The 23195-nt window shown below is 37.7% G+C and carries 22 protein-coding genes, 5 tRNA genes and 1 rRNA gene; 22 read left to right on the top strand and 6 right to left on the bottom strand.

The window, feature by feature from the left end; all coding sequences use genetic code 11:
- Positions 1 to 7: 7 nt before the first annotated feature.
- On the bottom strand, positions 8 to 514 hold the full coding sequence (locus FE813_RS10235) for a DUF2301 domain-containing membrane protein (RefSeq protein ID WP_139990424.1): 507 nt from the start codon (positions 512 to 514) through the stop codon (positions 8 to 10).
- Between the two features lie 107 nt (positions 515 to 621).
- Positions 622 to 1983, bottom strand: a complete 1362-nt coding sequence (gene mpl, locus FE813_RS10230; RefSeq protein ID WP_139990423.1) for a UDP-N-acetylmuramate:L-alanyl-gamma-D-glutamyl-meso-diaminopimelate ligase — start codon at positions 1981 to 1983, stop codon at positions 622 to 624.
- A 158-nt stretch (positions 1984 to 2141) separates the two neighbouring features.
- On the opposite strand from mpl, the gene FE813_RS10225 reads away from it, so the two are divergent.
- Entirely contained in the window at positions 2142 to 2693 is a 552-nt protein-coding gene (locus FE813_RS10225) for a hypothetical protein (protein WP_118776833.1), read from the top strand.
- Between the two features lie 48 nt (positions 2694 to 2741).
- On the opposite strand, the gene metC is transcribed toward FE813_RS10225, so the two are convergent.
- The gene (gene metC / locus FE813_RS10220) at positions 2742 to 3929 is read right to left on the bottom strand and encodes a cystathionine beta-lyase (RefSeq protein WP_139990422.1); all 1188 of its coding nucleotides are present in this window, start codon (positions 3927 to 3929) and stop codon (positions 2742 to 2744) included.
- 137 nt (positions 3930 to 4066) lie between these two features.
- Between metC and FE813_RS10215 the strand changes: the two genes are divergently transcribed.
- The 16 genes from FE813_RS10215 to iscX all read left to right on the top strand — a co-directional run bounded on the left by FE813_RS10215 (position 4067) and on the right by iscX (position 13017).
- Positions 4067 to 4669, top strand: coding sequence for a peroxiredoxin C (locus FE813_RS10215; protein ID WP_005625599.1), 603 nt, complete (start codon positions 4067 to 4069; stop codon positions 4667 to 4669).
- 100 nt (positions 4670 to 4769) lie between these two features.
- Positions 4770 to 5327, top strand: a complete 558-nt coding sequence (pgsA, locus tag FE813_RS10210) for a CDP-diacylglycerol--glycerol-3-phosphate 3-phosphatidyltransferase (protein WP_005625600.1) — start codon at positions 4770 to 4772, stop codon at positions 5325 to 5327.
- Between the two features lie 154 nt (positions 5328 to 5481).
- Positions 5482 to 5557, top strand: a tRNA-Gly gene (locus tag FE813_RS10205).
- Between the two features lie 4 nt (positions 5558 to 5561).
- Positions 5562 to 5648 (top strand) — tRNA-Leu (locus FE813_RS10200).
- A 38-nt stretch (positions 5649 to 5686) separates the two neighbouring features.
- A tRNA-Lys gene (locus tag FE813_RS10195) sits at positions 5687 to 5762 on the top strand.
- A 23-nt stretch (positions 5763 to 5785) separates the two neighbouring features.
- Positions 5786 to 5861 (top strand) — tRNA-Lys (locus FE813_RS10190).
- Positions 5862 to 5977: 116 nt separating this feature from the next.
- A complete protein-coding gene (trmJ, locus tag FE813_RS10185; RefSeq protein ID WP_139990421.1) occupies positions 5978 to 6697 on the top strand; it encodes a tRNA (cytosine(32)/uridine(32)-2'-O)-methyltransferase TrmJ in 720 nt (239 codons plus the stop codon).
- A gap of 56 nt (positions 6698 to 6753) precedes the next feature.
- Positions 6754 to 7209: a Fe-S cluster assembly transcriptional regulator IscR gene (gene iscR, locus FE813_RS10180; protein ID WP_005630093.1), complete on the top strand. Its 456-nt coding sequence runs from the start codon at positions 6754 to 6756 to the stop codon at positions 7207 to 7209.
- Positions 7210 to 7280: 71 nt separating this feature from the next.
- Positions 7281 to 8495: an IscS subfamily cysteine desulfurase gene (locus FE813_RS10175; RefSeq protein ID WP_118800833.1), complete on the top strand. Its 1215-nt coding sequence runs from the start codon at positions 7281 to 7283 to the stop codon at positions 8493 to 8495.
- A gap of 57 nt (positions 8496 to 8552) precedes the next feature.
- Positions 8553 to 8936 (top strand): Fe-S cluster assembly scaffold IscU, encoded by a 384-nt coding sequence (iscU, locus tag FE813_RS10170; protein WP_005626962.1) that lies wholly within the window; start codon positions 8553 to 8555, stop codon positions 8934 to 8936.
- Positions 8937 to 8989: 53 nt separating this feature from the next.
- The gene (gene iscA / locus FE813_RS10165) at positions 8990 to 9313 is read left to right on the top strand and encodes an iron-sulfur cluster assembly protein IscA (RefSeq protein WP_133499005.1); all 324 of its coding nucleotides are present in this window, start codon (positions 8990 to 8992) and stop codon (positions 9311 to 9313) included.
- 12 nt (positions 9314 to 9325) lie between these two features.
- Entirely contained in the window at positions 9326 to 9847 is a 522-nt protein-coding gene (gene hscB / locus FE813_RS10160) for a Fe-S protein assembly co-chaperone HscB (RefSeq protein WP_139990420.1), read from the top strand.
- A gap of 30 nt (positions 9848 to 9877) precedes the next feature.
- Positions 9878 to 10564, top strand: coding sequence for a DUF2625 domain-containing protein (locus FE813_RS10155; protein WP_139990419.1), 687 nt, complete (start codon positions 9878 to 9880; stop codon positions 10562 to 10564).
- Between the two features lie 18 nt (positions 10565 to 10582).
- Positions 10583 to 12442 (top strand): Fe-S protein assembly chaperone HscA, encoded by a 1860-nt coding sequence (gene hscA / locus FE813_RS10150; RefSeq protein WP_139990418.1) that lies wholly within the window; start codon positions 10583 to 10585, stop codon positions 12440 to 12442.
- Positions 12443 to 12481: 39 nt separating this feature from the next.
- Entirely contained in the window at positions 12482 to 12823 is a 342-nt protein-coding gene (gene fdx, locus FE813_RS10145; protein ID WP_005629440.1) for an ISC system 2Fe-2S type ferredoxin, read from the top strand.
- Positions 12823 to 13017, top strand: a complete 195-nt coding sequence (gene iscX, locus FE813_RS10140; RefSeq protein ID WP_139990417.1) for a Fe-S cluster assembly protein IscX — start codon at positions 12823 to 12825, stop codon at positions 13015 to 13017. The genes fdx and iscX overlap by 1 nt, the downstream gene beginning before the upstream one ends.
- Positions 13018 to 13065: 48 nt before the next feature.
- Here iscX and FE813_RS10135 read toward each other — a convergent pair.
- Both FE813_RS10135 and rne read right to left on the bottom strand, forming a co-directional pair.
- Positions 13066 to 13155: transfer RNA gene (locus FE813_RS10135), tRNA-Ser, on the bottom strand.
- Positions 13156 to 13307: 152 nt separating this feature from the next.
- Complete coding sequence (gene rne, locus FE813_RS10130) at positions 13308 to 16121, bottom strand: ribonuclease E (protein ID WP_139990416.1); 2814 nt, start codon at positions 16119 to 16121, stop codon at positions 13308 to 13310.
- Between the two features lie 463 nt (positions 16122 to 16584).
- On the opposite strand from rne, the gene yoaA reads away from it, so the two are divergent.
- The 5 genes from yoaA to rnd are packed head-to-tail and all read left to right on the top strand — an operon-like array spanning position 16585 to position 22747.
- Positions 16585 to 18507 (top strand): DNA repair helicase YoaA, encoded by a 1923-nt coding sequence (yoaA, locus tag FE813_RS10125; RefSeq protein ID WP_139990415.1) that lies wholly within the window; start codon positions 16585 to 16587, stop codon positions 18505 to 18507.
- 13 nt (positions 18508 to 18520) lie between these two features.
- A complete protein-coding gene (tsaB, locus tag FE813_RS10120; RefSeq protein ID WP_139990414.1) occupies positions 18521 to 19231 on the top strand; it encodes a tRNA (adenosine(37)-N6)-threonylcarbamoyltransferase complex dimerization subunit type 1 TsaB in 711 nt (236 codons plus the stop codon).
- 24 nt (positions 19232 to 19255) lie between these two features.
- Positions 19256 to 19801, top strand: a complete 546-nt coding sequence (locus FE813_RS10115; protein ID WP_139990413.1) for a Slp family lipoprotein — start codon at positions 19256 to 19258, stop codon at positions 19799 to 19801.
- 42 nt (positions 19802 to 19843) lie between these two features.
- Positions 19844 to 21532 (top strand): long-chain-fatty-acid--CoA ligase FadD, encoded by a 1689-nt coding sequence (fadD, locus tag FE813_RS10110; RefSeq protein ID WP_139990412.1) that lies wholly within the window; start codon positions 19844 to 19846, stop codon positions 21530 to 21532.
- 57 nt (positions 21533 to 21589) lie between these two features.
- Positions 21590 to 22747, top strand: a complete 1158-nt coding sequence (rnd, locus tag FE813_RS10105) for a ribonuclease D (RefSeq protein ID WP_139990411.1) — start codon at positions 21590 to 21592, stop codon at positions 22745 to 22747.
- 322 nt (positions 22748 to 23069) lie between these two features.
- Here the strand turns inward: rnd and rrf are convergent.
- Positions 23070 to 23185: ribosomal RNA gene (rrf, locus tag FE813_RS10100) — 5S ribosomal RNA — on the bottom strand.
- Between the last annotated feature and the right edge of the window lie 10 nt (positions 23186 to 23195).

The following is a 23195-nucleotide window of genomic DNA, read 5'->3' as shown; positions in this document are numbered from 1 at the left end:
TTCTTTTCTAAATTTGATATTTAGTTTTATCTCCAATATCAAAATGCAAAGGCATTCGCCATTTTTGCATCGCTAAAACTAAAAGTAATACGCCAGAAATAATGGAAAAAATTCGTAGTGCGATAAAATTATTTAATACCCACGAAAACCACAAGCAAGCCACAAATATCGGCTGTAAATTTAGCAGAGGCACGCGGAAACAAAAATATTCTTTAAAACACAAACCACCTAAAGTAAGTAACGCACCGCCAAGGGCTAAAGCGGGATAATGATTAATATAAAAAAGTAATCCTATCCAAGTAGCAAATTGAAAAAGCAATCGGAAGGATTTGAGATAAATATGTAATGAAGAGGCACAGCAAGTTGCCGCAATTAATATAAATGTAAGCGATAAATCTGGATACCAACTCATGGCAAGAATAGACAACGCCGCTATCACAAAACCAGTGCGATAAATAATGACAGTCAGATTATCTAAAAAATCCATTGGTGATTTAATATGTGGATCAGCCATTCTACAAAGATTCCTTTTATAAATTACAAATTAAAAATAAATGTTACGTCAACCCAATAAAAAGTGCGGTCAACTTAAAAATATTTTCTAAATTAACCGCACTTTTATTATTTCTGTTTAAGCTTATCAAGAATTTTTAGATGAATGCCACCAAAACTGCCGTTAGACATCACCAAAATGTGATCTGTAGGTTGGGCCTCAGCGACAATCATATCGACTAATCGATCTAAATTTGCATTCCAATAGGCAGGTTGTACACATTGGTTTGCAATATCTGCCACTTCCCAAGGAAGTTGTTCTGGTTGAAGCATAAACACTTCATCAGCTCGACCAAGTGCAGGCGCAATTTCATCTTTATGAACACCCATTTTCATTGTGTTAGAACGAGGTTCAAGCACTGCAAGAATTCGCACACCACCACCCACTTTATCTCGTAAAGCGGTTAGCGTAGCAAGAATAGCTTCTGGATGATGAGCAAAATCATCATAAACAGTGATACCATTAACTTCACCTTTCACTTCTAAACGACGTTTAGCATTTACAAAAGATCCTAATGCTTTACATGCATCTTCAATAGACACACCCGCATGATGAGCAGCCGCTATTGCCATTAAAGCATTATGCATATTATGTTGTCCGACTACATTCCATTTTACTTCTGCCACTTTTTCACCATGATGGAAAACCGCAAAATGTGAGGCATCATTTGTAATACGCTCAGCAAACCACTCATTATCTTTACCTAAAAATTGTTGTAGCGACCAACATCCCAATGCCAGCGTTTCTTTTGCACTTTGTTCACTCGCCGAACTTAATACCAAGCCACTTGCCGGAATAGTTCGAATCATATGATGAAATTGGCGTTGAATCGCTTTGAGATCATCAAAAATATCTGCATGATCAAAACTAATGTTATTTACGATAAGTGTGCGCGGATTGTAATGAACAAATTTCGAACGTTTATCAAAGAAAGCTGTATCATATTCATCAGCTTCAATAACAAAATAAGGGCTATCTCCTAAGCGAGCTGAAATACCAAAATTACCGGCAATTCCGCCGATTAAAAAGCCTGGTTTTAAGCCACTTTGTTCTAAAATCCACGTTAACATTCCTGTTGTAGTTGTCTTTCCATGCGTACCAGAAACTGCCAATACCCAACGATCGCGCAATAAATGATCATGTAACCATTGAGGACCAGATGTGTATTTCAAATTATTTTCCAACACATATTCTACGCAAGGATTACCGCGTTTCATCGCATTACCAATGATTACCATATCAGGCGCTGGTTGTAATTGTGCAACATCATAATTTGGAATAATCTGAATACCTTGCTCTTCTAAAAAAGTGCTCATTGGAGGGTAAACATTAGTATCGGAACCCGTCACGTGATAGCCCATTTGTTTAGCAATCATCGCCACGCCGCCCATAAATGTGCCACAAATACCTAAGATATGAATATGTTTCATTGTACTTCTCTACTTATCAAGGAAAATGAAAAGTATAATAAAACAACTTCTATGAACTTTCAAAATAAAAGACTGTCATAAAAGCTCATATGGGCTATAATTGAGCCCTTGAAAAACGAGTACAGCTCAACAAACAAAATATAATGAAGGAATTTACAATGAAATTTAATAAATCATTTCTTTTTGCAAGTATCATCGCAGGTTCAATTGCATTAACAGCTTGTAACGATAAAGAAGAAAAAGTAGCAGAGAAACCTGCAGCAACAGAAACTACTCAACCAGCTCAACAAGCAGTACAACAACCTCAAGTAAAAACGGATGATTTAGTCACTCAAGCAAATGCAGAGTTTCTAAAAGTTGCGAATGTAAAAGTAACAAATGTTTCTGTAACAGATGATTTAAAATCGTTTTCTATCACTTATGAAATCACAAACTTAAGTGATAAAGCTATTTTAGAAGCGCAATGGTTAACTGTTTATAAAGAAAATAATCAACCATTCTATGTAGCAAATCTTCCAGCATTACAATTTGGAAAAACAATTGCACCAAAAGCTAGCGAAACAGTAACATTATCAACAACTGAAGAAGCTGTGCTTTCGCAAATTCGTCCACACTTACAGCAAGGAAAAAATATCCAAGTAGATATTATCGGGACTTCAGTACATTTTGCTGACGGTTCGAAAGTTGGCTTAGTGTCAGAGCAAAAATAATCCTATAAAAAATGCCTGTGTAAAACAGGCATTTTTTTATCCGCACTTTCAGGCAATTCGCTTAAATCCAGCTTTTAAATCTGCAATCAATTCATCTACATCTTCAAAACCAATATGCACACGAATTAACGAACCTGTAAGGTTACGTTTAATATTTGGACGAATATGTGCAATTTCTTCTGGTTGATTACAAAGAATTAGAGACTCAAATCCTCCCCATGAATAAGCCATAGTGAAAAGTTGAAAATGATCCATGAAATTTGAAACTTGTTCTGATGTCAATCGCTTAGTTAATTCAAAAGAAAATAAACCGCTACTACCACTAAAGTCTCGTAAAAAGAATTCATGACCAGGGCAACTTGGTAAAGCTGGATGGTACACAGTTTTTACTTCTGGTTGCTCACTCAACCATTTTGCTACTTTAATACTGCTTTCCTGATGTTGTTTTAACCGTACACCCAATGTACGAATACCACGAGCAGTCGTATAAGCAGAATCCGCATCCACCATCTGCCCCATTAAATAGGAATGTTCTCTAAGTTGATCCCAAGTTCTCGCATTTGCAACGGCAGTACCAATCATAATATCTGAATGACCTACTAAATATTTCGTACCCGCTTGAATAGAAATATCAATATCATGCTCTAACGCTTTAAATAGAACACCTGCCGACCAAGTATTATCAATCATAATCACAATATTAGGGTTTACCGTTCTTGCCGCCTTCACAATAGTCGGAATATCGGGAATTTCCATTGTGATAGAACTTGGAGCTTCCAAGAAAAGTACTTTTGTATTCGGTTGAATAAGCGTGGCAATATCAGCACCAATAAGAGGATCGTAATAAGTTGTATCGATCTGCATTTTTTTCAGCACAATATTACAGAAATCTTGGGTTGGCTCGTAAGCTGCGCCACTCATTAACACATGATCGCCAGTTTTTACAAAAGAAAGAATCGAATTAGTTACTGCTGCTGCACCACAAGGATAAAGATAACAACCTGCGCCTCCCTCCATTTCGCACATTAAATCTTGTAAAGCAAAATGTGTTAGCGTCCCTCTTCTGCCATAAAATAATTCGCCTTTTGCTCTATGTTGAGTGGCATGTTTTTTATCTTCAATACTGTCAAATACTAATGAAGAAGCTCGCTGTAAAACGGGGTTTACAGCTCCTTGTGAAAAGCGTTTTTTACGCCCTGCATGGACAAATGTTGTTGAGAGATTGTGTTGTTGCATATTTCCACCTTATTTTAGATAAGATTAATTGCTTTAATAGATAAAATCGAGTATAAAAATGTCGGCGTTTCAAATAAAACCGCGACGCTATTTTGTGTGGCAAAACTTCAACTTAACTTTATATAGGAATTATGACTATGGTATTAGTAACCCGTCAAGCACCAGATTTTACTTCATCTGCTGTATTAGGCAATGGCGAAATCGTTGATAACTTCAACTTTAAAAAACACATTGCTGGAAAAGCTGCAGTAATCTTTTTCTATCCATTAGATTTTACCTTTGTTTGCCCTTCTGAGTTAATCGCATTTGACCACCGTTATGAAGAATTCAAAAAACGCGGCGTAGAAGTCGTTGGTGTTTCTATCGACTCTCAATTCACTCACAATGCATGGCGTAACACACCAACTGAAAATGGTGGTATCGGCCAAGTTAAATATGCATTAGCGGCAGACGTAAAACACGAAATCGCTCAAGCATACGGTATTGAGCATCCAGAAGCAGGCGTTGCATTACGCGCTTCATTCTTAATCGATAAAAATGGCGTCGTTCGTCACCAAGTAGTAAACGATCTTCCATTAGGTCGTAACATCGATGAAATGTTACGTATGGTTGATGCATTGCAATTCCATGAAGATCACGGTGAAGTTTGCCCTGCTCAATGGGAAAAAGGTAAAGAAGGGATGAAAGATAACCCTGAAGGCGTTGCAAAATACTTAAAACAAAACGCTGATAAACTTTAATCCGTAATTATTTACAAGAAAGCCACATAATGTGGCTTTTTTTATATTCTTAGATACTTTAGAATAGGCGTATCTCTAACACCAAGAGCAGTTCATTTCTATGAAATTTAATATTCCTATTTTCCTAACGATGTTTCGCGTAATTCTGATTCCGTTTTTCGTGATTGCATTTTATTTACCTATCGAATCCTCCCCTTTTATTACTACATTCATATTCTTTATTGCCGGTGTTACTGATTGGCTTGATGGTTATTTGGCTCGTAAATGGAAACAAACTACAAGATTTGGCGCTTTTTTGGATCCTGTTGCGGATAAAGTAATGGTTGTCGCCGCCTTGGTTCTCATCGTTGAATACCAACATTCTCTTTGGATTACGATTCCTGCAATTATTATGATTTCTCGCGAAATTATAATTTCTGCATTACGTGAATGGATGGCTGAACTCGGAGAGCGTAGTAAAGTCGCAGTCTCTTGGTGGGGAAAATGGAAAACAACTGCACAAATGTTAGCCCTAGGCGGATTATTATGGCGTTACAATAACTATATGGAAATTGCTGCTATAATCTTACTTTACATCGCAGCCATTTTAACAGTATGGTCAATGATCCAATATTTACAGGCAGCAAAAGGTAGCCTACTAGATGACCTAAAACTCTAATTTAGGATAAAGTTCGATATTTTCTACCGTATTTTTATTATTTTGTCTTATTTTTAATCAAACAAAGCTTTTTTTTATTTTTTCATTTGACACAAGACTATAAAACCGTAAAATACGCCCCGTTGTCAATCAGCAATGCTGATTAGCGGTAAATGCGGGAATAGCTCAGTTGGTAGAGCACGACCTTGCCAAGGTCGGGGTCGCGAGTTCGAGCCTCGTTTCCCGCTCCAATTTGCCCGAGTGGTGGAATCGGTAGACACAAGGGATTTAAAATCCCTCGCCTTTCGAGGCGTGCCAGTTCAAGTCTGGCTTCGGGCACCATTTAAAACCAAATCTGAAGATATTTAAAATCAATTTATGGGTCGTTAGCTCAGTCGGTAGAGCAGCGGACTTTTAATCCGTTGGTCGAAGGTTCGAATCCTTCACGACCCACCACTCTCTGATTTAGTTGTCCAGTTGGGTTGTTAGCTCAGTTGGTAGAGCAGCGGACTCTTAATCCGTCGGTCGAGAGTTCGATCCTCTCACAACCCACCATTCTTATTTTTATTATTCATCTCTAATATTTTAAATTTTTTTAATTTGCTTAAATTCTTGACTATTTTTAGCGGTTATTGTGGTAGAATACCCTTAAATTTTAGTCGGGCATCATTATGTTGGAAAATATTCGTATTGTTTTAATTGAGACTTCGCATAGCGGTAATATTGGTTCTGCTGCTAGAGCAATGAAAACAATGGGATTGACCCAGCTTTATCTTGTTTCACCAAAATCTGTTGATGAACAATCTTATGCTCTCTCAGCTGGCGCAGAAGATATTGTAAAAAATGCTAGAGTTGTCGATAGTTTTGATGAAGCCGTCGATGATTGCTCTTTGGTGGTTGGAACAAGTGCTCGTTTACGTCATTTACAAAGTACCTTGATCGAGCCTCGAGAATGCGCGGAGAAAGTTGTAGCGCATGAAGGCAAGATAGCTATTGTGTTTGGTCGTGAGCGTATTGGATTAACGAACGAAGAGTTGTTGAAATGTCATTATCATTTGAATATCCCAGCTAATCCTGATTATTCTTCTTTAAATTTGGCAATGGCGGTACAGTTGGTAAGCTATGAATTGCGTATGGCATTTTTAGCTCAAGATAAGAAGGAAAATACACTTTCTTTAATAGAACAAAACTATCCAAACGCAGAACAACTCGCTTATTTTTTTGAGCATACTGAGCGTGTATATCAGTCACTCGGATTCATTCAAAATCAAGGTGTTATGCAAAAATTAAAGCGTTTATATTATCGCGCTCAACTTGAAAAAAATGAATTAAATATTTTAAATGGAATGCTAAGTGCGGTCGAAAAACGGATTGATCTTGATGTAGATTAATTGACTGATTTAGTAGGATATGTAAATATTGCAACATCACTTTTTAGGAACACTTTATGAAACTTACATCGAAAGGTCGTTATGCAGTCACTGCGGTTTTAGATATCGCTTTAAATGCAGAAAAAGGTCCTGTGAGCCTTGCAGATATTTCTGAACGTCAACATATTTCGTTATCTTATTTAGAACAACTTTTTGCTAAATTACGTCGTGATGGATTAGTAAAAAGTGTTCGTGGACCTGGTGGTGGATATCAGCTAGGTTTACCAAGTGACCAAATTTCAGTGGGAATGATTATTTCAGCGGTAAATGAAAATATTCATGTGACCAAATGTCTTGGTCGTGGAAATTGTCAAAATGGCGTAGAATGTTTAACTCATACATTGTGGGAAGATCTGAGTAATCGCATTGAAAGCTTTCTCAATGAAATTACTTTGGCTGAATTGGTGAGTAAACGCGAGTCAAAACGCCAAACTCATAGCGATTTTGAGAATTTATTAATTGTTAATCAATAAAGGAAAGTAGTCCGTACAGTGCAAAATGCATTAAAAGTGCGGTCAAATTTAGAATGATTTAGGAGTGAAAAATGAAATTACCTATTTATTTAGACTATGCAGCAACTTGTCCTGTGGACGAGCGTGTTGCGAAGAAAATGATGGAATTTTTAACCATTGACGGTACATTCGGTAACCCAGCTTCTCGCTCGCATAAATTTGGTTGGCAAGCAGAAGAAGCGGTTGATGTAGCTCGTAATCAAATTGCGGATCTTATTGGTGCCGATTCTCGTGAAATTGTGTTTACTTCTGGTGCGACAGAATCAGATAACCTTGCAATTAAAGGTGCTGCGCATTTTTACCAAACTAAAGGTAAGCATATCATCACTTGCAAAACTGAGCATAAAGCCGTATTAGATACTTGTCGTCAGTTAGAGCGAGAAGGTTTTGAAGTGACTTATTTATCACCCGAATCTGATGGTTTAATTGATTTAGAAAAATTTAAAGCGGCACTTCGCCCTGATACTATTTTAGTTTCAATTATGCATGCTAATAATGAAATTGGTGTGTTGCAAGATATTAAAGCTATTGGTGAGCTTTGTCGTGCAAATAAAACGATTTTCCATGTGGATGCAACTCAAAGTGTGGGCAAAGTTGAGATTAACTTGGAAGAGTTGCCAGTTGATTTATTATCTATGTCTAGCCATAAACTTTATGGGCCTAAAGGTATTGGTGCGTTATATGTTCGTCGTAAACCACGTATCCGTTTAGAAGCGATTATTCATGGCGGTGGCCATGAGCGTGGTATGCGTTCAGGTACATTACCTGTTCACCAAATCGTGGGAATGGGCGAAGCTTATCGCATTGCAAAAGAAGAAATGGCATCTGAAATGCCACGTTTAAAAGCTCTTCGTGATCGTTTATATAATGGCTTAAAAGATATTGAAGAAACCTACGTAAATGGCTCAATGGAGCACCGTTTAGATAGTAATTTAAATATTAGCTTTAACTATGTTGAAGGTGAATCTTTAATGATGGCGTTGCGTGATATCGCTGTATCTTCTGGTTCTGCTTGTACATCAGCTAGCCTAGAGCCATCTTATGTATTGCGCGCACTTGGTTTAAATGATGAATTGGCACACAGTTCAATTCGTTTTACACTTGGCCGTTACACCACTGAAGAAGAAATTGATTACACTATTAATTTAGTAAAAGGTGCGGTGGAAAAACTTCGTGCATTATCGCCATTATGGGATATGTTTAAAGAAGGTATCGACCTTAGTACGATTGAGTGGTCTGCTCACTAGGATTTAACTGCTATTATGAAATAGCGTTTCTCAAGGATTTAAAAAAGGAAAGTTAAAATGGCTTATAGCGAAAAAGTAATCGATCATTATGAAAATCCGCGCAATGTGGGTTCTATGGATAAAAAAGATAGCAATGTTGGTACTGGCATGGTGGGTGCGCCAGCTTGTGGAGATGTAATGCAGTTACAAATTAAAGTAAATGATAACGGCATTATTGAAGATGCAAAATTCAAGACTTATGGTTGTGGTTCTGCTATTGCATCTAGCTCATTAATTACCGAGTGGGTGAAAGGTAAATCTTTAGAAGAAGCAGGCGCTATCAAAAATAGCCAAATTGCAGAAGAGTTAGAATTGCCACCAGTGAAAGTGCACTGTTCCATTTTAGCGGAAGATGCAATTAAAGCGGCAATTGCTGATTACAAATCCAAAAAAGGCGAATAATATGAAAAAGTGCGGTCGGTTTTGACCGCACTTTTAGTGGTTTTGGGGGATATATGAGTATTACATTAACAGAAAAAGCCGCTCAACGAGTGAAAGCTTTTTTGGATAATCGTGGCAAGGGTATTGGTTTACGTTTAGGTGTGAAAACATCAGGCTGTTCTGGATTAGCTTATGTGCTTGAGTTTGTCGATGTCTTAAATGAAGAAGATCAAGTTTTTAAACAACATGGTGTGAATATTATTGTCGATCCAAAAAGCTTAGTTTATCTCAATGGTATTGAGTTGGATTATGTGAAAGAAGGCTTGAATGAAGGCTTTAAATACAATAATCCAAATGTAAAAGAATCTTGTGGCTGTGGCGAAAGTTTCCATGTTTAAGGTAATAATCTGATGTTTAATCCTTTTCAAATTTTTGATTTACCCGTTGATTTTCAGTTAGATGAGAAGGCGCTAAATACACGTTATTTAGAATTACAAAAGGCTTTACATCCAGATAATTTTGTCTCAAGCAGTGCGTTAGAACAACGCGTTGCGATGCAAAAATCCACCGAAGTGAATGATGCCTTAAAAACGTTAAAAGACCCAATTTTGCGAGCGGAAGCTATCATTGCGCTTAATACGGGTGAACAGATAGATCTTGAACAAAAAAGTACGCAAGATGTGGCGTTTTTAATGCAACAGTTACAGTGGCGAGAACAACTAGAAGAACTTGAACATCAGAAAGATGAAGAAGCATTAAACGCTTTTGCAAAAGAAATTAAACAAGAAACTCAGTCATTATTAACCGCACTTTCGGAGAGTCTGAAATCCCAACAATGGACGAAAGCATCTCAACAGTGTGATAAATTACGTTTTACTCGTAAGCTTTCTGAAGAAATTGAACGTGTAGAAGAACACCTTTTTGAACTGTAATAGATCTATATCTCAATATCCCTTGATATTATGCAAACTCTCGAACAACTAATATCTCCAGAAAATTCTGCTTGGCCTATACTTTCCCAATGGATTGAAAGTGCACGTAATCATCGTTATGTCATTAAAAAAGATAAATCAAGTGCAGAACGTGAACTTTTTACCATGCAAATGCCTACGTCATCACCAATGGGCGCAGTGATTTATGAAACAGGTGGAATTTTAATTCATCATGGTTGGTTGCGTATTTTAGGTTCAGGAAGTTTTAAATTACCGCGTGGATTGATGGATTGGAATTTTAGTAAGTCTTTTAGTGAGTCTGGTGAAAAACCAAAGTATTTATTGGTTGCAGATGATGTGATAGGCGGTTACTTTGCATTAAATGGTGGTTCGTTAGGCGATAACCTTGGCAAAATTTATTACTTTTCACCAAAAGATCTCACTTGGCATAATTTAAATTTTACTTATACAGAATTTTTAGCTTGGGCATTGAATGGTGATTTAGAGGCTTTTTATCAAGGTCTATTTTGGCAAAATTGGCAAGATGATGTGAAACAATTGGATGGTAATCAAATTTTTATATTCTCGCCTGACTTAAGCGAAGAGAGAAAAATAGCGATTGATGAACGTCAAAAACACGAAGTCAATATTGAAACACATTACCAATCAAGCTTTGTAGAAAAAAATAAATTTGATTTGGCGTATTCCGTCGCATAACCAGTAGAAAAATAGCATATGGCATTATTACAAATTGCAGAACCAGGACAAGCTGCTGCACCGCATCAACATCGTTTAGCCGTTGGGATTGATTTGGGAACAACCAATTCTTTGGTTGCATCCGTGCGTAGTGGGCAATCCGTGATTCTTAATGATGAACAAGAGCGTAGTCTTTTGCCATCTGTCGTTCATTATGGCGTCGCAGAAAAGAAAGTTGGTTTGGAAGCTTTTGAACAAGCCTCACTTGATCCAAAAAATACGGTAATTTCTGTAAAACGCCTAATTGGTCGCAGTCTTGCAGATGTTCAGTCTCGTTATTCTAGTTTGCCTTATGAATTTGTGGCGAGTGAAAATGGATTACCTTTAATTGTTACGGTACAGGGACCAAAAAGTCCAATTGAAGTATCCTCAGATATTTTATCGCGTTTAAATCATATTGCAGAACAACGCCTTGGTGGTGAGCTTTCTGGGGTTGTGATTACGGTTCCAGCTTATTTTGATGATGCTCAACGTCAAAGTACTAAGGATGCTGCGCGTTTAGCTGGGCTAAATGTATTACGTTTATTGAATGAACCTACTGCAGCTGCAGTCGCTTATGGATTGGATAGCGGGCAAGAAGGCATTATTGCAGTTTATGATTTAGGGGGCGGTACATTTGATATTTCAATTTTACGCTTATCAAAAGGTGTCTTTGAAGTTCTAGCCACGGGTGGAGATACTGCGCTAGGTGGTGATGATTTTGACCATTTAATTGCAGATTGGGTCGTTGAACAAACCCAAGTAAAACCACAAACCCCAAATCAACAGCGCGAGCTGATAACCCTTGCTAGCCAAGCCAAAATTGCTTTAAGTACTGAGAAAAGTGCGGTGATTTCTTGGCAAAATTTTTCAGTAGAAATTTCACGAGAACAATTTAATAAGTTGATTCATTCGCTGGTAAAACGTTCATTGTTAACTTGTCGCCGAGCTTTGAAAGATGCCAACGTTGAATCTGAAGAAGTGCAAGCTGTGGTGATGGTTGGTGGTTCAACTCGAGTGCCATACGTACGAGAGCAAGTTGGAGAGTTTTTTGGTAAAACACCACTCACTTCCATTGATCCAGATAAAGTTGTAGCACTTGGTGCCGCAATTCAAGCGGATATTTTAGTCGGTAATAAAACTGACTCTGATATGTTGTTGCTCGATGTCGTGCCGCTTTCTTTAGGCATAGAGACCATGGGGGGATTAGTGGAAAAAATTATTCCACGTAATACGACAATTCCTGTGGCTCGTGCACAAGAGTTTACTACTTTCAAAGATGGCCAAACAGCAATGACCGTTCATGTTGTACAAGGTGAACGTGAGCTGGTAGATGATTGTCGTTCTTTAGGGCGTTTTACTCTACGAGGTATTCCGGCAATGGCTGCGGGGGCCGCTCATATTCGAGTGACTTATCAAGTCGATGCAGATGGTTTATTAAGTGTGACTGCAATGGAAAAATCGACGAAAGTACAGGCATCAATCCAAATTAAACCTTCTTATGGTTTAACCGATGAAGAAGTGACCGCAATGATTAAATCTTCTTTTGATAATGCGCAAGAGGATTTACAAGCTCGCGAATTAGCTGAGCAACGGGTAGAAGCGGATCGTGTGATTGAAAGTGTGATTGTTGCGTTACAAGCTGATGGAGCTGAATTGCTGAGCACAGAAGAGTTTCATCATATTGAAAGTGTATTAAAACAATTAATGGATGTAAAACAAGGTTTCGATCGTGATGCAATCGCGCAAGGAATTAAAGCCTTGGATACTGCTACCCAAGAATTTGCAGCACGTCGAATGAATGCATCGATTAATAAAGCTTTGACTGGCAAAAATTTGTCAGATATTGAAAAACCGTAAAAGTGCGGTCAGATTATTAATAATTTTGAGGAAAGTGTTATGCCAAAAGTGATTTTTTTACCTAATGAAGAATTTTGTCCCGAAGGTATGGTTGTTGATGCCGCTGCAGGTGATAATTTATTAGAAGTTGCACACAATGCAGGAGTAGAAATCCATCATGCTTGTGATGGTTCCTGTGCTTGTACAACCTGCCATGTGATTATCCGTGAAGGTTTTGACTCTCTAAATGAAACGAGTGATCAAGAAGAAGATATGCTGGATAAAGCTTGGGGATTAGAAATGGATAGTCGTTTATCTTGCCAATGTGTAGTGGGAGACGAAGATCTTGTGGTAGAAATTCCGAAATATAACATTAACCATGCCAATGAGGCGGCCCACTAATGAAATGGACTGATACACAATTAATTGCAGAAGAACTTTACGATCGTAATCCAGATTTAGATCCAAAAACGGTTCGTTTTACTGATTTACATAAATGGATTTGTGAACTTGAGGATTTTGATGACGATCCTAATAAGTCAAATGAAGCAATTTTTGAGGCTATTTTATTGAAATGGTTGGATGAATTTGAATAAATATAAAAAAACCTAAGTCACTGACTTAGGTTTTTTATCAAAATTAGATGGCGGAGGAATAGGGATTCGAACCCTAGGAGGGCGTAAACCCTCGCCGGTTTTCAAGACCGGTGCCTTCAACCACTCGACCATTCCTCCGTGATTTAATGCGCATGCATAATACGTTTTTTTAGAAAGACCGTCAAGCAGAAATTATCTCGTTTTTATCAAGTGATTATTTTTACTGCACTCCCAAAATAAAAAGAATTGACGTAATAAACATCACGCCAATTCTAATTTTTTATTTTAGATTACTCTGATTTTGCTCGGGTAGGCTCAGAATATACATGGCTAATCGCACAATGATGCCCTGCAGCCCCTTTGCCGTAAAAATAATAGCGAGAATCTTGCCATTCAGTAATTGGGAAAGCTTCTGACATTTCATCACTTGCTTTCGCCAGAGTCATCTCTGCTTTTGTATGACTAACTGAAGAAATAGTACCTAAACGCCCATTAAACTCATAGGTACGAGCAAAGGCTGGTTCATTTACAGTTTCAGGCTCATTTACGGTAATCGTTGACTCAATAGCCTCAACTGTTTCTTGAGGTTTATGAGAATTTAAACGCTCTAGAGATTCTTGTACTTTTTTCTGTATAGATTCGTTGGCTGGCTGAGTAATAAAATCTAATGCTGGTTTTACTTCAAGAGATTTTTCTTCAACCACAATCCCCATTGCTGGCGTGATAAAACCTTTTTTAGTTTTCTCTTGCTCGAGCAATTCATCCACCGATAAAAAATTATTTTCTTTCGGAGTGTTCACTGCTGAATAGTCCACCCAAGCTTTTCCGCTTGCCAATTCAGGTGAAGCCACGGCAGCAAATAATGGCATTGGCGATTTAGGCTCTTGATTACGGCGACGACGTTGATTATTCGCTGCACGTAAATGACGTGGAGTACGACGTTGGCGATCTTGACGTTCAGAACGTTCTTGGTTTTGACGAACTGGTTTTTCATCATCTTGAACTGTTTGAACTTCGACAACCTCCACTTCTGGCATTTGTTCAACAATGCTTTCGTTATTTTCAACAGAAATCTCATTATCTTCAACACGCACGCGTTTACGTAAATCACGACGTTGACGGCGTTGGGTCACTTGCTCAGTTTTTTCATCCTGAGTCTCAAAAACCGGTGTAGAATTTACCGCACTTTCAGCGATACTTTCTTCCACTAAGTTACGGCGCGGACGGCGTTGATTACGCTCACGAACATTACGAACTTGTTCTTCGGTTCTTTCCGTTTCGTTATTTTCATAACGTGGACGACGAGAAGTACGGCGATCCTGTGAACGGCGTGGGTTACGATTAGAATTGCGCGAAGTGCGGTTATTTTTTGGTTTATTTTCTTCTGATTCAGAAGCAAACAAGCCTTTAATCTTCGCGATAATTTTCGCTAACAAAGACGGTTCATTCGATTTACGCTCAACTGGAGTCGGAGCAGCTTCAGAAATAGAAAGCGCCACTGCCGCACTTTCAACTGCAGGTTGTTCAGCAACAACGGTTGTTTCCACATTGCGAGAAACAAGAGATTCCTCGGTACTTTCATCTTTCTCACAGTGAATTTTCGCTAAGTTATAGCTCAATTCATTCACTTCTTCGCCATCGCGTAAGCGGAAAACGCTAAAATGCGGTGTTTCCATTGCTTCATTTGGCGCAACAATGACATCTACATTGTGACGTTTTTCAATATTGCTTATCGCTTTACGTTTTTCGTTCAGAAGATAAGAAGCAATTTGTACAGGCACAATCGTATGCACTTGCTTGGTGTTTTCTTTTAACGCTTCTTCCTCGATTAAACGCAAGATAGACAAGGAAAGAGATTCGTTATCACGCACTTTACCTGTTCCTTGACAACGAGGACAAATGTGATGTGAAGACTCACCTAATGAAGGACTTAAACGCTGACGCGACATTTCTAACAAACCGAAACGAGAAATGCGGCTAATTTGAATGCGAGCACGATCTTGGCGAACGGCATCACGAATACGATTTTCCACTTCACGTTGGTGACGAACTGGCGTCATATCAATGAAATCGATAACAACTAAACCACCTAAGTCACGCAAACGTAATTGACGCGCAATTTCATCTGCCGCTTCAAGGTTAGTATTTAATGCCGTTTCTTCAATATCGCCACCACGAGTAGAACGCGCGGAGTTAATATCAATAGCAGTTAAGGCTTCAGTTACATCAATAACGATTGAACCGCCAGAAGGTAAACGCACTTCACGTTGGAATGCTGACTCGATTTGAGATTCGATCTGATAGTGACTGAAAAGAGGCACTTCGCCTTGATAAAGTTTCACGCGATTGATGAAATCTGGGCGAACAAGTTTGATATGCTCTTTTGCTTTTTCAAACACTTTCGGGCTATCAATAAGGATCTCACCAATATCACGGCGCAAATAATCACGAATAGCACGTACAATCACATCACTTTCTTGGTGAATCAAGAAAGGCGCTGGACGATTTTGAGATGCTTGTTTAATTGCTTCCCAATGGTGAAGTAAAACTTTTAAGTCCCACTGCAACTCTTCTGGAGATTTGCCCACACCAGCAGTACGAACAATCAAGCCTACGCCTTCAGGCACATCTAGTGAACTTAATGCCTCTTTTAATTCAGTACGCTCATCCCCTTCGATACGACGAGAGATCCCACCCGCACGCGGATTATTTGGCATAATAACCAAATAACTCCCCGCAAGAGAAACAAAAGTGGTTAAGGCTGCGCCTTTGTTTCCGCGTTCTTCTTTATTAACTTGAACGATAACTTCTTGGCCTTCGCTCAAGATATCGCGAATATTCGGACGACCTTGGAAAACATAATCATCGGGAAAATATTCACGAGCTATTTCTTTTAATGGTAAAAAACCATGACGTTCTGCACCATAATCTACAAAAGCTGCTTCTAAGCTTGGCTCAACGCGAGTAATTTTTCCTTTGTAGATATTCGCTTTTTTTTGCTCATGTCCTGGGCTTTCAATATCCAGGTCAAATAAGCGCTGTCCGTCAACAAGCGCTACACGCAACTCTTCTTTTTGAGTCGCATTGATTAACATTCTTTTCATTGTCAATTCTCTTATTAAATATTTTAAAAGACCTCAAAATAAACCGCACTTTGCTTCGTCATCGACCTCGTGTTTCTCGCGCCAGTCAATCTCACGACTGTATGTTGCTGGGTGCATTGATAACGTTATTAAGCATAAACGTTTGCTTTATAAAACAACGCGATATTCCGCACGCGTTGCAAGCGGCTAATTTATTTTAAGAAAAATGTTTGATTATCAATGTCTTACACCAATTGCTGCATTGAATTTTCACCAACAAACATGTCATTTTCCGCATAAATTTTAAGCATAGAAAGACGTCTTATTATCCATGGAAAATAGGGAATTAGCAAGGTATATATGGTTTAATAAATATCGGTTTTATAAATATAAATTAATTATTTCATCTTTGATGATTTCGACTGTCTTTCCTATACGATCACATCAAATTTTGCTAGACTTACCCCAAAAAATTTTCCTATAAATGAATTATCAAGATCAACTCTCTCACATATTCTCTCTCAATGGACAATTAAGTCAAAATATAAAGGACTTCAGTCCAAGGGCAGAACAACTTAGCATGGCTCAAGCCGTTGGTGATACCATTTATAATAAGTCTTCTCTTGTTATTGAAGCAGGTACAGGCACGGGCAAAACTTTGGCATATCTAGCACCAGTATTACTATTTAACAAAAAAACCATTATTTCAACCGGTTCTAAAAATTTACAAGATCAGCTTTTCAATCGAGATCTTCCTGCTATCAAAAAAGCGCTTAATTTCACAGGAAAAATAGCCTTACTCAAAGGGAGAACAAACTATCTATGTTTAGAACGATTAGATCAAGTTATTGCACAAGGAGTGCTTGGTGATAAATCTGTTTTAACGGATTTAAGTAAAGTTAGAAAGTGGAATAACAGCACAAAAACAGGTGATTTCACTGAATGTGTAGAACTTGCCGAAGACAGCCCTATCATTTCACAGCTAACTAGTACCGCGGAAAGTTGTTTAGGAACTGATTGCCCTAATTATAGCGAATGCTATGTTGCAGCAGCTCGGAGAAAAGCACTAAATGCGGATCTAGTGGTCATTAATCATCATTTGTTTTTTGCTGATATGGCTGTAAAAGAAACTGGATTTGGGGAATTAATTCCTCATGCAGAAGTGATTATTTTTGATGAAGCACATCAATTGCCCGATATTGCCAGTCAATATTTTGGGCAATCGCTTACCTCTCGACAGCTATTTGATTTATGCAAAGATATTAATATTGTTTATCGTACCGAACTAAAAGATATGCAGCAACTTGGCAGCACATCAGATACATTACTTAAAGTTGTACAGGATTTTCGTCTTTTATTAGGTGAAGAAAATAATACTCGTGGAAATTGGCGTGAATTTTATAAACAAAGTGCGGTAAAAAAAGCCTTTGATTTATTACAAGAAAAAATTAATTTCCTCTCCGAGGTGATTAAGCTTACATTAGGGCGTTCACAAACACTCGATAGTATTTTTGAACGTGTCGAATCAATAAAAAGTCAATTAAAACGCCTAACCGAAACTAATATTGTGGGGTTTTGTTATTGGTATGAGGGAAATGGTCGTCAATTCGGTTTACATATTACACCGCTAACCGTCGCTGACAAATTTAGAGAACAGATGAAGATTAAAGAGGTTGCATGGATTTTTACTTCCGCAACATTAGAAGTAGGTGGAACCTTTAATCATTTTTGTCAACGATTAGGGATTGAACATGCAACACAAAAGATTTTACATAGTCCATTTAATTATCCTGAACAATCGTTACTTTGTGTTCCTCGTTATTTGCCAACTACCAATAAAACGCACACTTTAACATCATTAGGTGAAATGTTACTGCCAGTAATTGAAGCCAATAAAGGGCGCTGCTTTGTACTTTGCACTTCTTACACAATGATGCGAGGATTAGCAGAATATTTTCGTGAAAAAAGTATGCTTTTAATTTTAGTACAGGGAGAAACCTCTAAAGGCAAATTATTGGAACAATTCACTTATACCTCTCATAGTGTACTTGTTGCAACATCTAGTTTTTGGGAAGGAATCGATGTTCGCGGTGATGCACTTTCCCTGGTGATTATCGATAAACTTCCGTTTACTGCACCTGATGACCCCTTATTAAAAGCACGTATTGAAGATTGCAAGCTACAAGGTGGCGATCCATTCAATGATATTCAAATTCCAGAAGCCGTGATTACACTAAAGCAAGGCGTTGGGCGTCTAATTCGAGGTGTAAGCGATCGTGGCGTAGTGATTATTTGTGATAATCGTTTGGTTATGAGAAATTATGGCGAAACGTTTTTAAAGAGTTTACCAAACTCAAGTCGTACCCGAGATCTCAATAAAGTGATACAATTCTTACAAAATCAATAAATGAGAAAAAATAATGACAAAGCTAACTTTATTAGCATTAGATACCTCTACTGAAGCCTGCTCAGTTGCACTACTATATAACGGTGAAAAAACACATTTAAATGAATTAGCGCAACGCACACACACCAAACGAATTCTTCCTATGATTGATAAAATCTTAGCAAACTCAGGCTTGCATTTAAATCAAGTTAATGCTCTGGCTTTTGGGCGTGGTCCTGGTAGTTTTACAGGTGTAAGAGTGGGGGCTGGTATCGCACAAGGTTTAGCATTAGGTGCTGATTTACCAGTTATTCCTATATCAAATTTAACAGCAATGGCACAGGCTGCATTTGAATTATATCAAGCTAAAAAAGTTGCAGCCGCAATCGATGCGCGCATGGGGGAAGTATATTTTTCACAACTTATATGTGAAGATGTACACACTAATTTTGGAGCGGTTTCTCAATGGAGAGAAATAACACCAGAGCAAGTTTGCCCACCTGAACAAGCAATTTCTCAACTTCAAAATAACGATATTTTTTATGTAGGTACAGGTTGGGCGGCTTACCCACAATTTACAGAAAAAAATCTGAACGGTTCAGAAATTGAATTGCCAAATGCCTTATATATGTTACCCCTTGCTCAAACAGCATGGAAACAGCAACAAACTATTTCAGCGTTAGAAATTGAGCCTATTTATTTACGAAATGAAGTCACGTGGAAAAAGTTACCTGGACGCGAATAATATCATCGTGGAGGATAAGTGAAAATGAAAGGAAAAATAAGCATATTTTTGACCGCACTTTGTTTAGGTCTAACAGGCTGTATTACTCCACCAAGAGGATTAGAAAATGAACAGTTTTCTATTACTAGCTATAAAGAAATTACATCTCAAGATCTGAGTTGCCACTGTAAAAATATCCGATTAGGCGGCAAAATTATACAAACTACCATTTTACCTCATCATACTAAAATAGAAGTACTTAGTTTACCGGTATCATCTTTATCTGGAAAACCTTTCGTAGAATCACAATCTGATGGACGTTTTATCGTTTATTTCGATGGTTTTATAGATCCCAAAAATTTAAAAGACCGTTATATCACAATTGGCGGACAATTAATTGGTTCAGAACCAGGTAAAATAGAACAGGCTAATTATACTTATCCTGTTATTAAACCAAATAAATACCGTCTTTGGACGCTAAGTACAAACTATTATTATCCTGAAGATGATTGGGACGATGATTGGGGATTCTGGAGATGGCGATACCAGCCTCGGTATATCCAACCCGAAATTCGCTATTATTTGAATTAAATGATAAAATCTTGGAAATTTTCCAATAAACTAGGATAAAAAATGGAAAAAATTTGGTTTCAAAACTATCCAGAAGGTTCTGAAAAATTTCTGGATACATCAAAATATAAGTCAATTCTGGATATGTTTGATAAAGCCGTACGTGAGCACCCCGACCGTCCAGCTTATATCAATATGGGGCAAATACTTACATTCCGAAAATTAGAAGAGCGTAGTCGTGCTTTTGCTGCCTATTTACAAAACGAATTTAAACTTCAACGTGGCGATCGTGTAGCATTGATGATGCCAAACTTATTGCAGTACCCTATTGCACTTTTTGGTATTTTACGGGCTGGTCTGATTGCAGTAAATGTTAACCCACTTTACACACCAAGAGAATTAGAACATCAACTACAAGACAGTGGTGCGGTGGCAATCATTGTTGTATCTAATTTTGCCTCAACCTTAGAAAAAGTTGTCTTCAACACGAATGTAAAACATGTCATTTTAACAAGAATGGGGGATCAGCTCTCTTTCGGTAAACGTACAATCGTCAATTTCGTTGTAAAATACATCAAAAAGCTCGTTCCTAAATACAAATTGCCACATGCAGTAACATTTCGAGAAGTATTAAGCATCGGAAAATATCGTCAATATGTACGCCCTGATGTTGTTCGAGACGATCTAGCATTCCTACAATATACTGGAGGTACAACTGGCGTCGCTAAAGGGGCAATGTTAACACACGGAAATATTATTACTAATGTTTTCCAAGCTAAATGGATCGCAGAACCCTTTATTGGTGATCATACGCGTACTCATTCTGCAATTTTAGCCTTACCGCTCTATCACGTTTTTGCATTAACCGTAAATTGCTTATTATTTTTAGAATTAGGCGTTACCGCAATTTTAATCACTAATCCACGTGATATTGATGGTTTTGTAAAAGAGCTAAAAAAATATCAATTTGAAGCTATTACAGGAGTAAATACGTTATTTAATGCTTTATTGAATAACGAAAACTTCAAAGAGGTGGATTTTTCAGCATTAAAACTCTCTGTAGGTGGAGGAATGGCAATTCAACAATCTGTTGCAACACGTTGGCATGCTCTAACGGGTTGTAATATTATTGAAGGCTACGGCATGACAGAGTGTTCACCGCTTATTGCTGCTTGCCCAATTAATGTAGTAAAACACAATGGCACTATAGGCGTACCAGTTCCAAATACTGACATTAAAATTATCCAAGATGATGGAACCGAAGCCAAAATTGATGAACCTGGAGAATTATGGGTAAAAGGCGAACAAGTCATGAAAGGTTATTGGCAACGCCCAGAGGCAACAAGTGAAGTTTTAAAAGATGGTTGGATGGCAACTGGCGATATTGTAATTATGGATGAAACTTATAGCCTTCGTATTGTTGATCGTAAAAAAGATATGATACTAGTCTCAGGCTTTAATGTATATCCAAATGAAATTGAAGACGTAGTAATGCTTAATAATAAAGTCTCAGAAGCTGTTGCTATCGGGGTACCACATGAAGTATCAGGTGAAACTATCAAAATTTTTGTAGTAAAAAAAGATGATAGTCTAACACGTGATGAAATTCGCCAGCATTGTCGACAATATCTTACAGGCTATAAAGTTCCAAAAGAAATTGAATTCCGTGATGAATTACCAAAAACAAATGTAGGAAAAATTCTACGTCGCGTACTTCGAGATGAAGAAATCGCAAAACGTTCCGTTCATTAAATAAATGGGATAGCAATATCCCATTTCCTTGTTAAATCCTCCTGTTGAAACACGACAATGATAAAAGAATGCCAAAATTTACCGCACTTTTCTCTTATTACAACTAATACTGAGCTTTCAGAAATTTGCCTTTTAGCCCAACAACAGGATATAGTTGCGTTAGACACCGAGTTTATACGCATATCAACTTATTTCCCAAAACTGGGATTAATCCAACTTTATGACGGCAAACGAGTGTCTTTAATTGATCCACTTATGATCGCTGATTTTTCACCTTTTGTTAAACTACTTGCTGATTCTAACGTTCTCAAAGTATTACATTCTTGTAGTGAAGACTTATTAGTATTTTTGCAGGCATTTAATCAGTTGCCTACACCCATGATAGATACACAAATTATGGCTCGTTTCCTTGGACTAGGTATGTCTGCAGGTTTAGCAAAATTAGTCCAACAATATCTGAATATAAAAATAGATAAAGGTGCAACTCGTACTGATTGGATTAAACGTCCTCTTTCAAAAATACAATTACAGTATGCGGCGGGCGATGTATGGTATTTACTTCCGCTGTATCACATTCTGCAACAAGAACTCTCCCAAACGCCTTGGTTAAAAGCTGTAAAGGAAGATTGTGAACTCGCACTTATCAAAACATATAAATTAAAAGAACGAGATGCGAATAAAGCCTATTTGGATATTCCAAATGCATGGAAACTGAAGCCTTTAGAATTAGCTCGCTTAAAAGTTTTAGCAACATGGCGACAAAATATTGCTGTAAAGCGAAATTTAGCCTTGTCTTATATTGTAAAATCAGAACATCTTTGGAAAGTAGCAAAGTACAATCCTCGTAATATAGCTGAGATGCTTGAACTGGGTCTAACTCATAATGAGATCCGAATCTATGGAAAAAAAATTCTACAGCTCCTTGCCCAAGCTAGCCAGATATCTCCTAATAATTATCCACAGAAAATAGTTAGAATTTCTGAAGATCCTCGTTATAAACAAACAATTCGTTCACTACAAGAGCAAGTTACTGCACTCACTCCCGTAGGGCTATCACCAGAAATCATAGCGAGTAAACGAACATTAGAAGAATTAATAAAATGGGTGTGGAAAAAAGAATGTTCATCCAATAAATTACCGGAATTACTCATAGGTTGGCGTAAACCAATAGGTGATATATTGGTGAAAGAAATCAAAATAATAACAAATACCTAGTCTACGTCTCCAAGAGATCAGAATTAGAACTAAAAATAATCTCTAATTAGAAGTATTATCTAAACTGAAAAGTAGTAATATTTATCTCTCAAGAGATATCCAAAAGATTATTAAGAATACATAAGTTTTGTATATCAAAAATCCAATAATACTGATTTTTGTAAATGATCGAAATATAAGCCCCCATATCTCTTTCGGCACGAGCTATTATCTTTAATTCTATTTTTTATAATAGTTGTTAGTTAAAATCCATAAACAAAAACCCCATATCTTTCGACACGGGGTTCTTCTGTTTTTATTTAATTTAGATATGTATTTGGTAACCTGGCGGTGTCCTACTCTCACATGGGGATGCCCCACACTACCATCGGCATTACAGCGTTTCACTTCTGAGTTCGGTATGGTGTCAGGTGGTTCCACCGCACTATCGCCGCCAGGATAATTCTTT

The organism is Haemophilus seminalis (genome assembly GCF_006384255.1).
GTDB classification, from domain to species: Bacteria; Pseudomonadota; Gammaproteobacteria; order Enterobacterales; family Pasteurellaceae; genus Haemophilus; species Haemophilus seminalis.
Note: the sequence above shows the minus strand (reverse complement) of the source record. Positions and strands in the feature narration are given on the sequence as shown.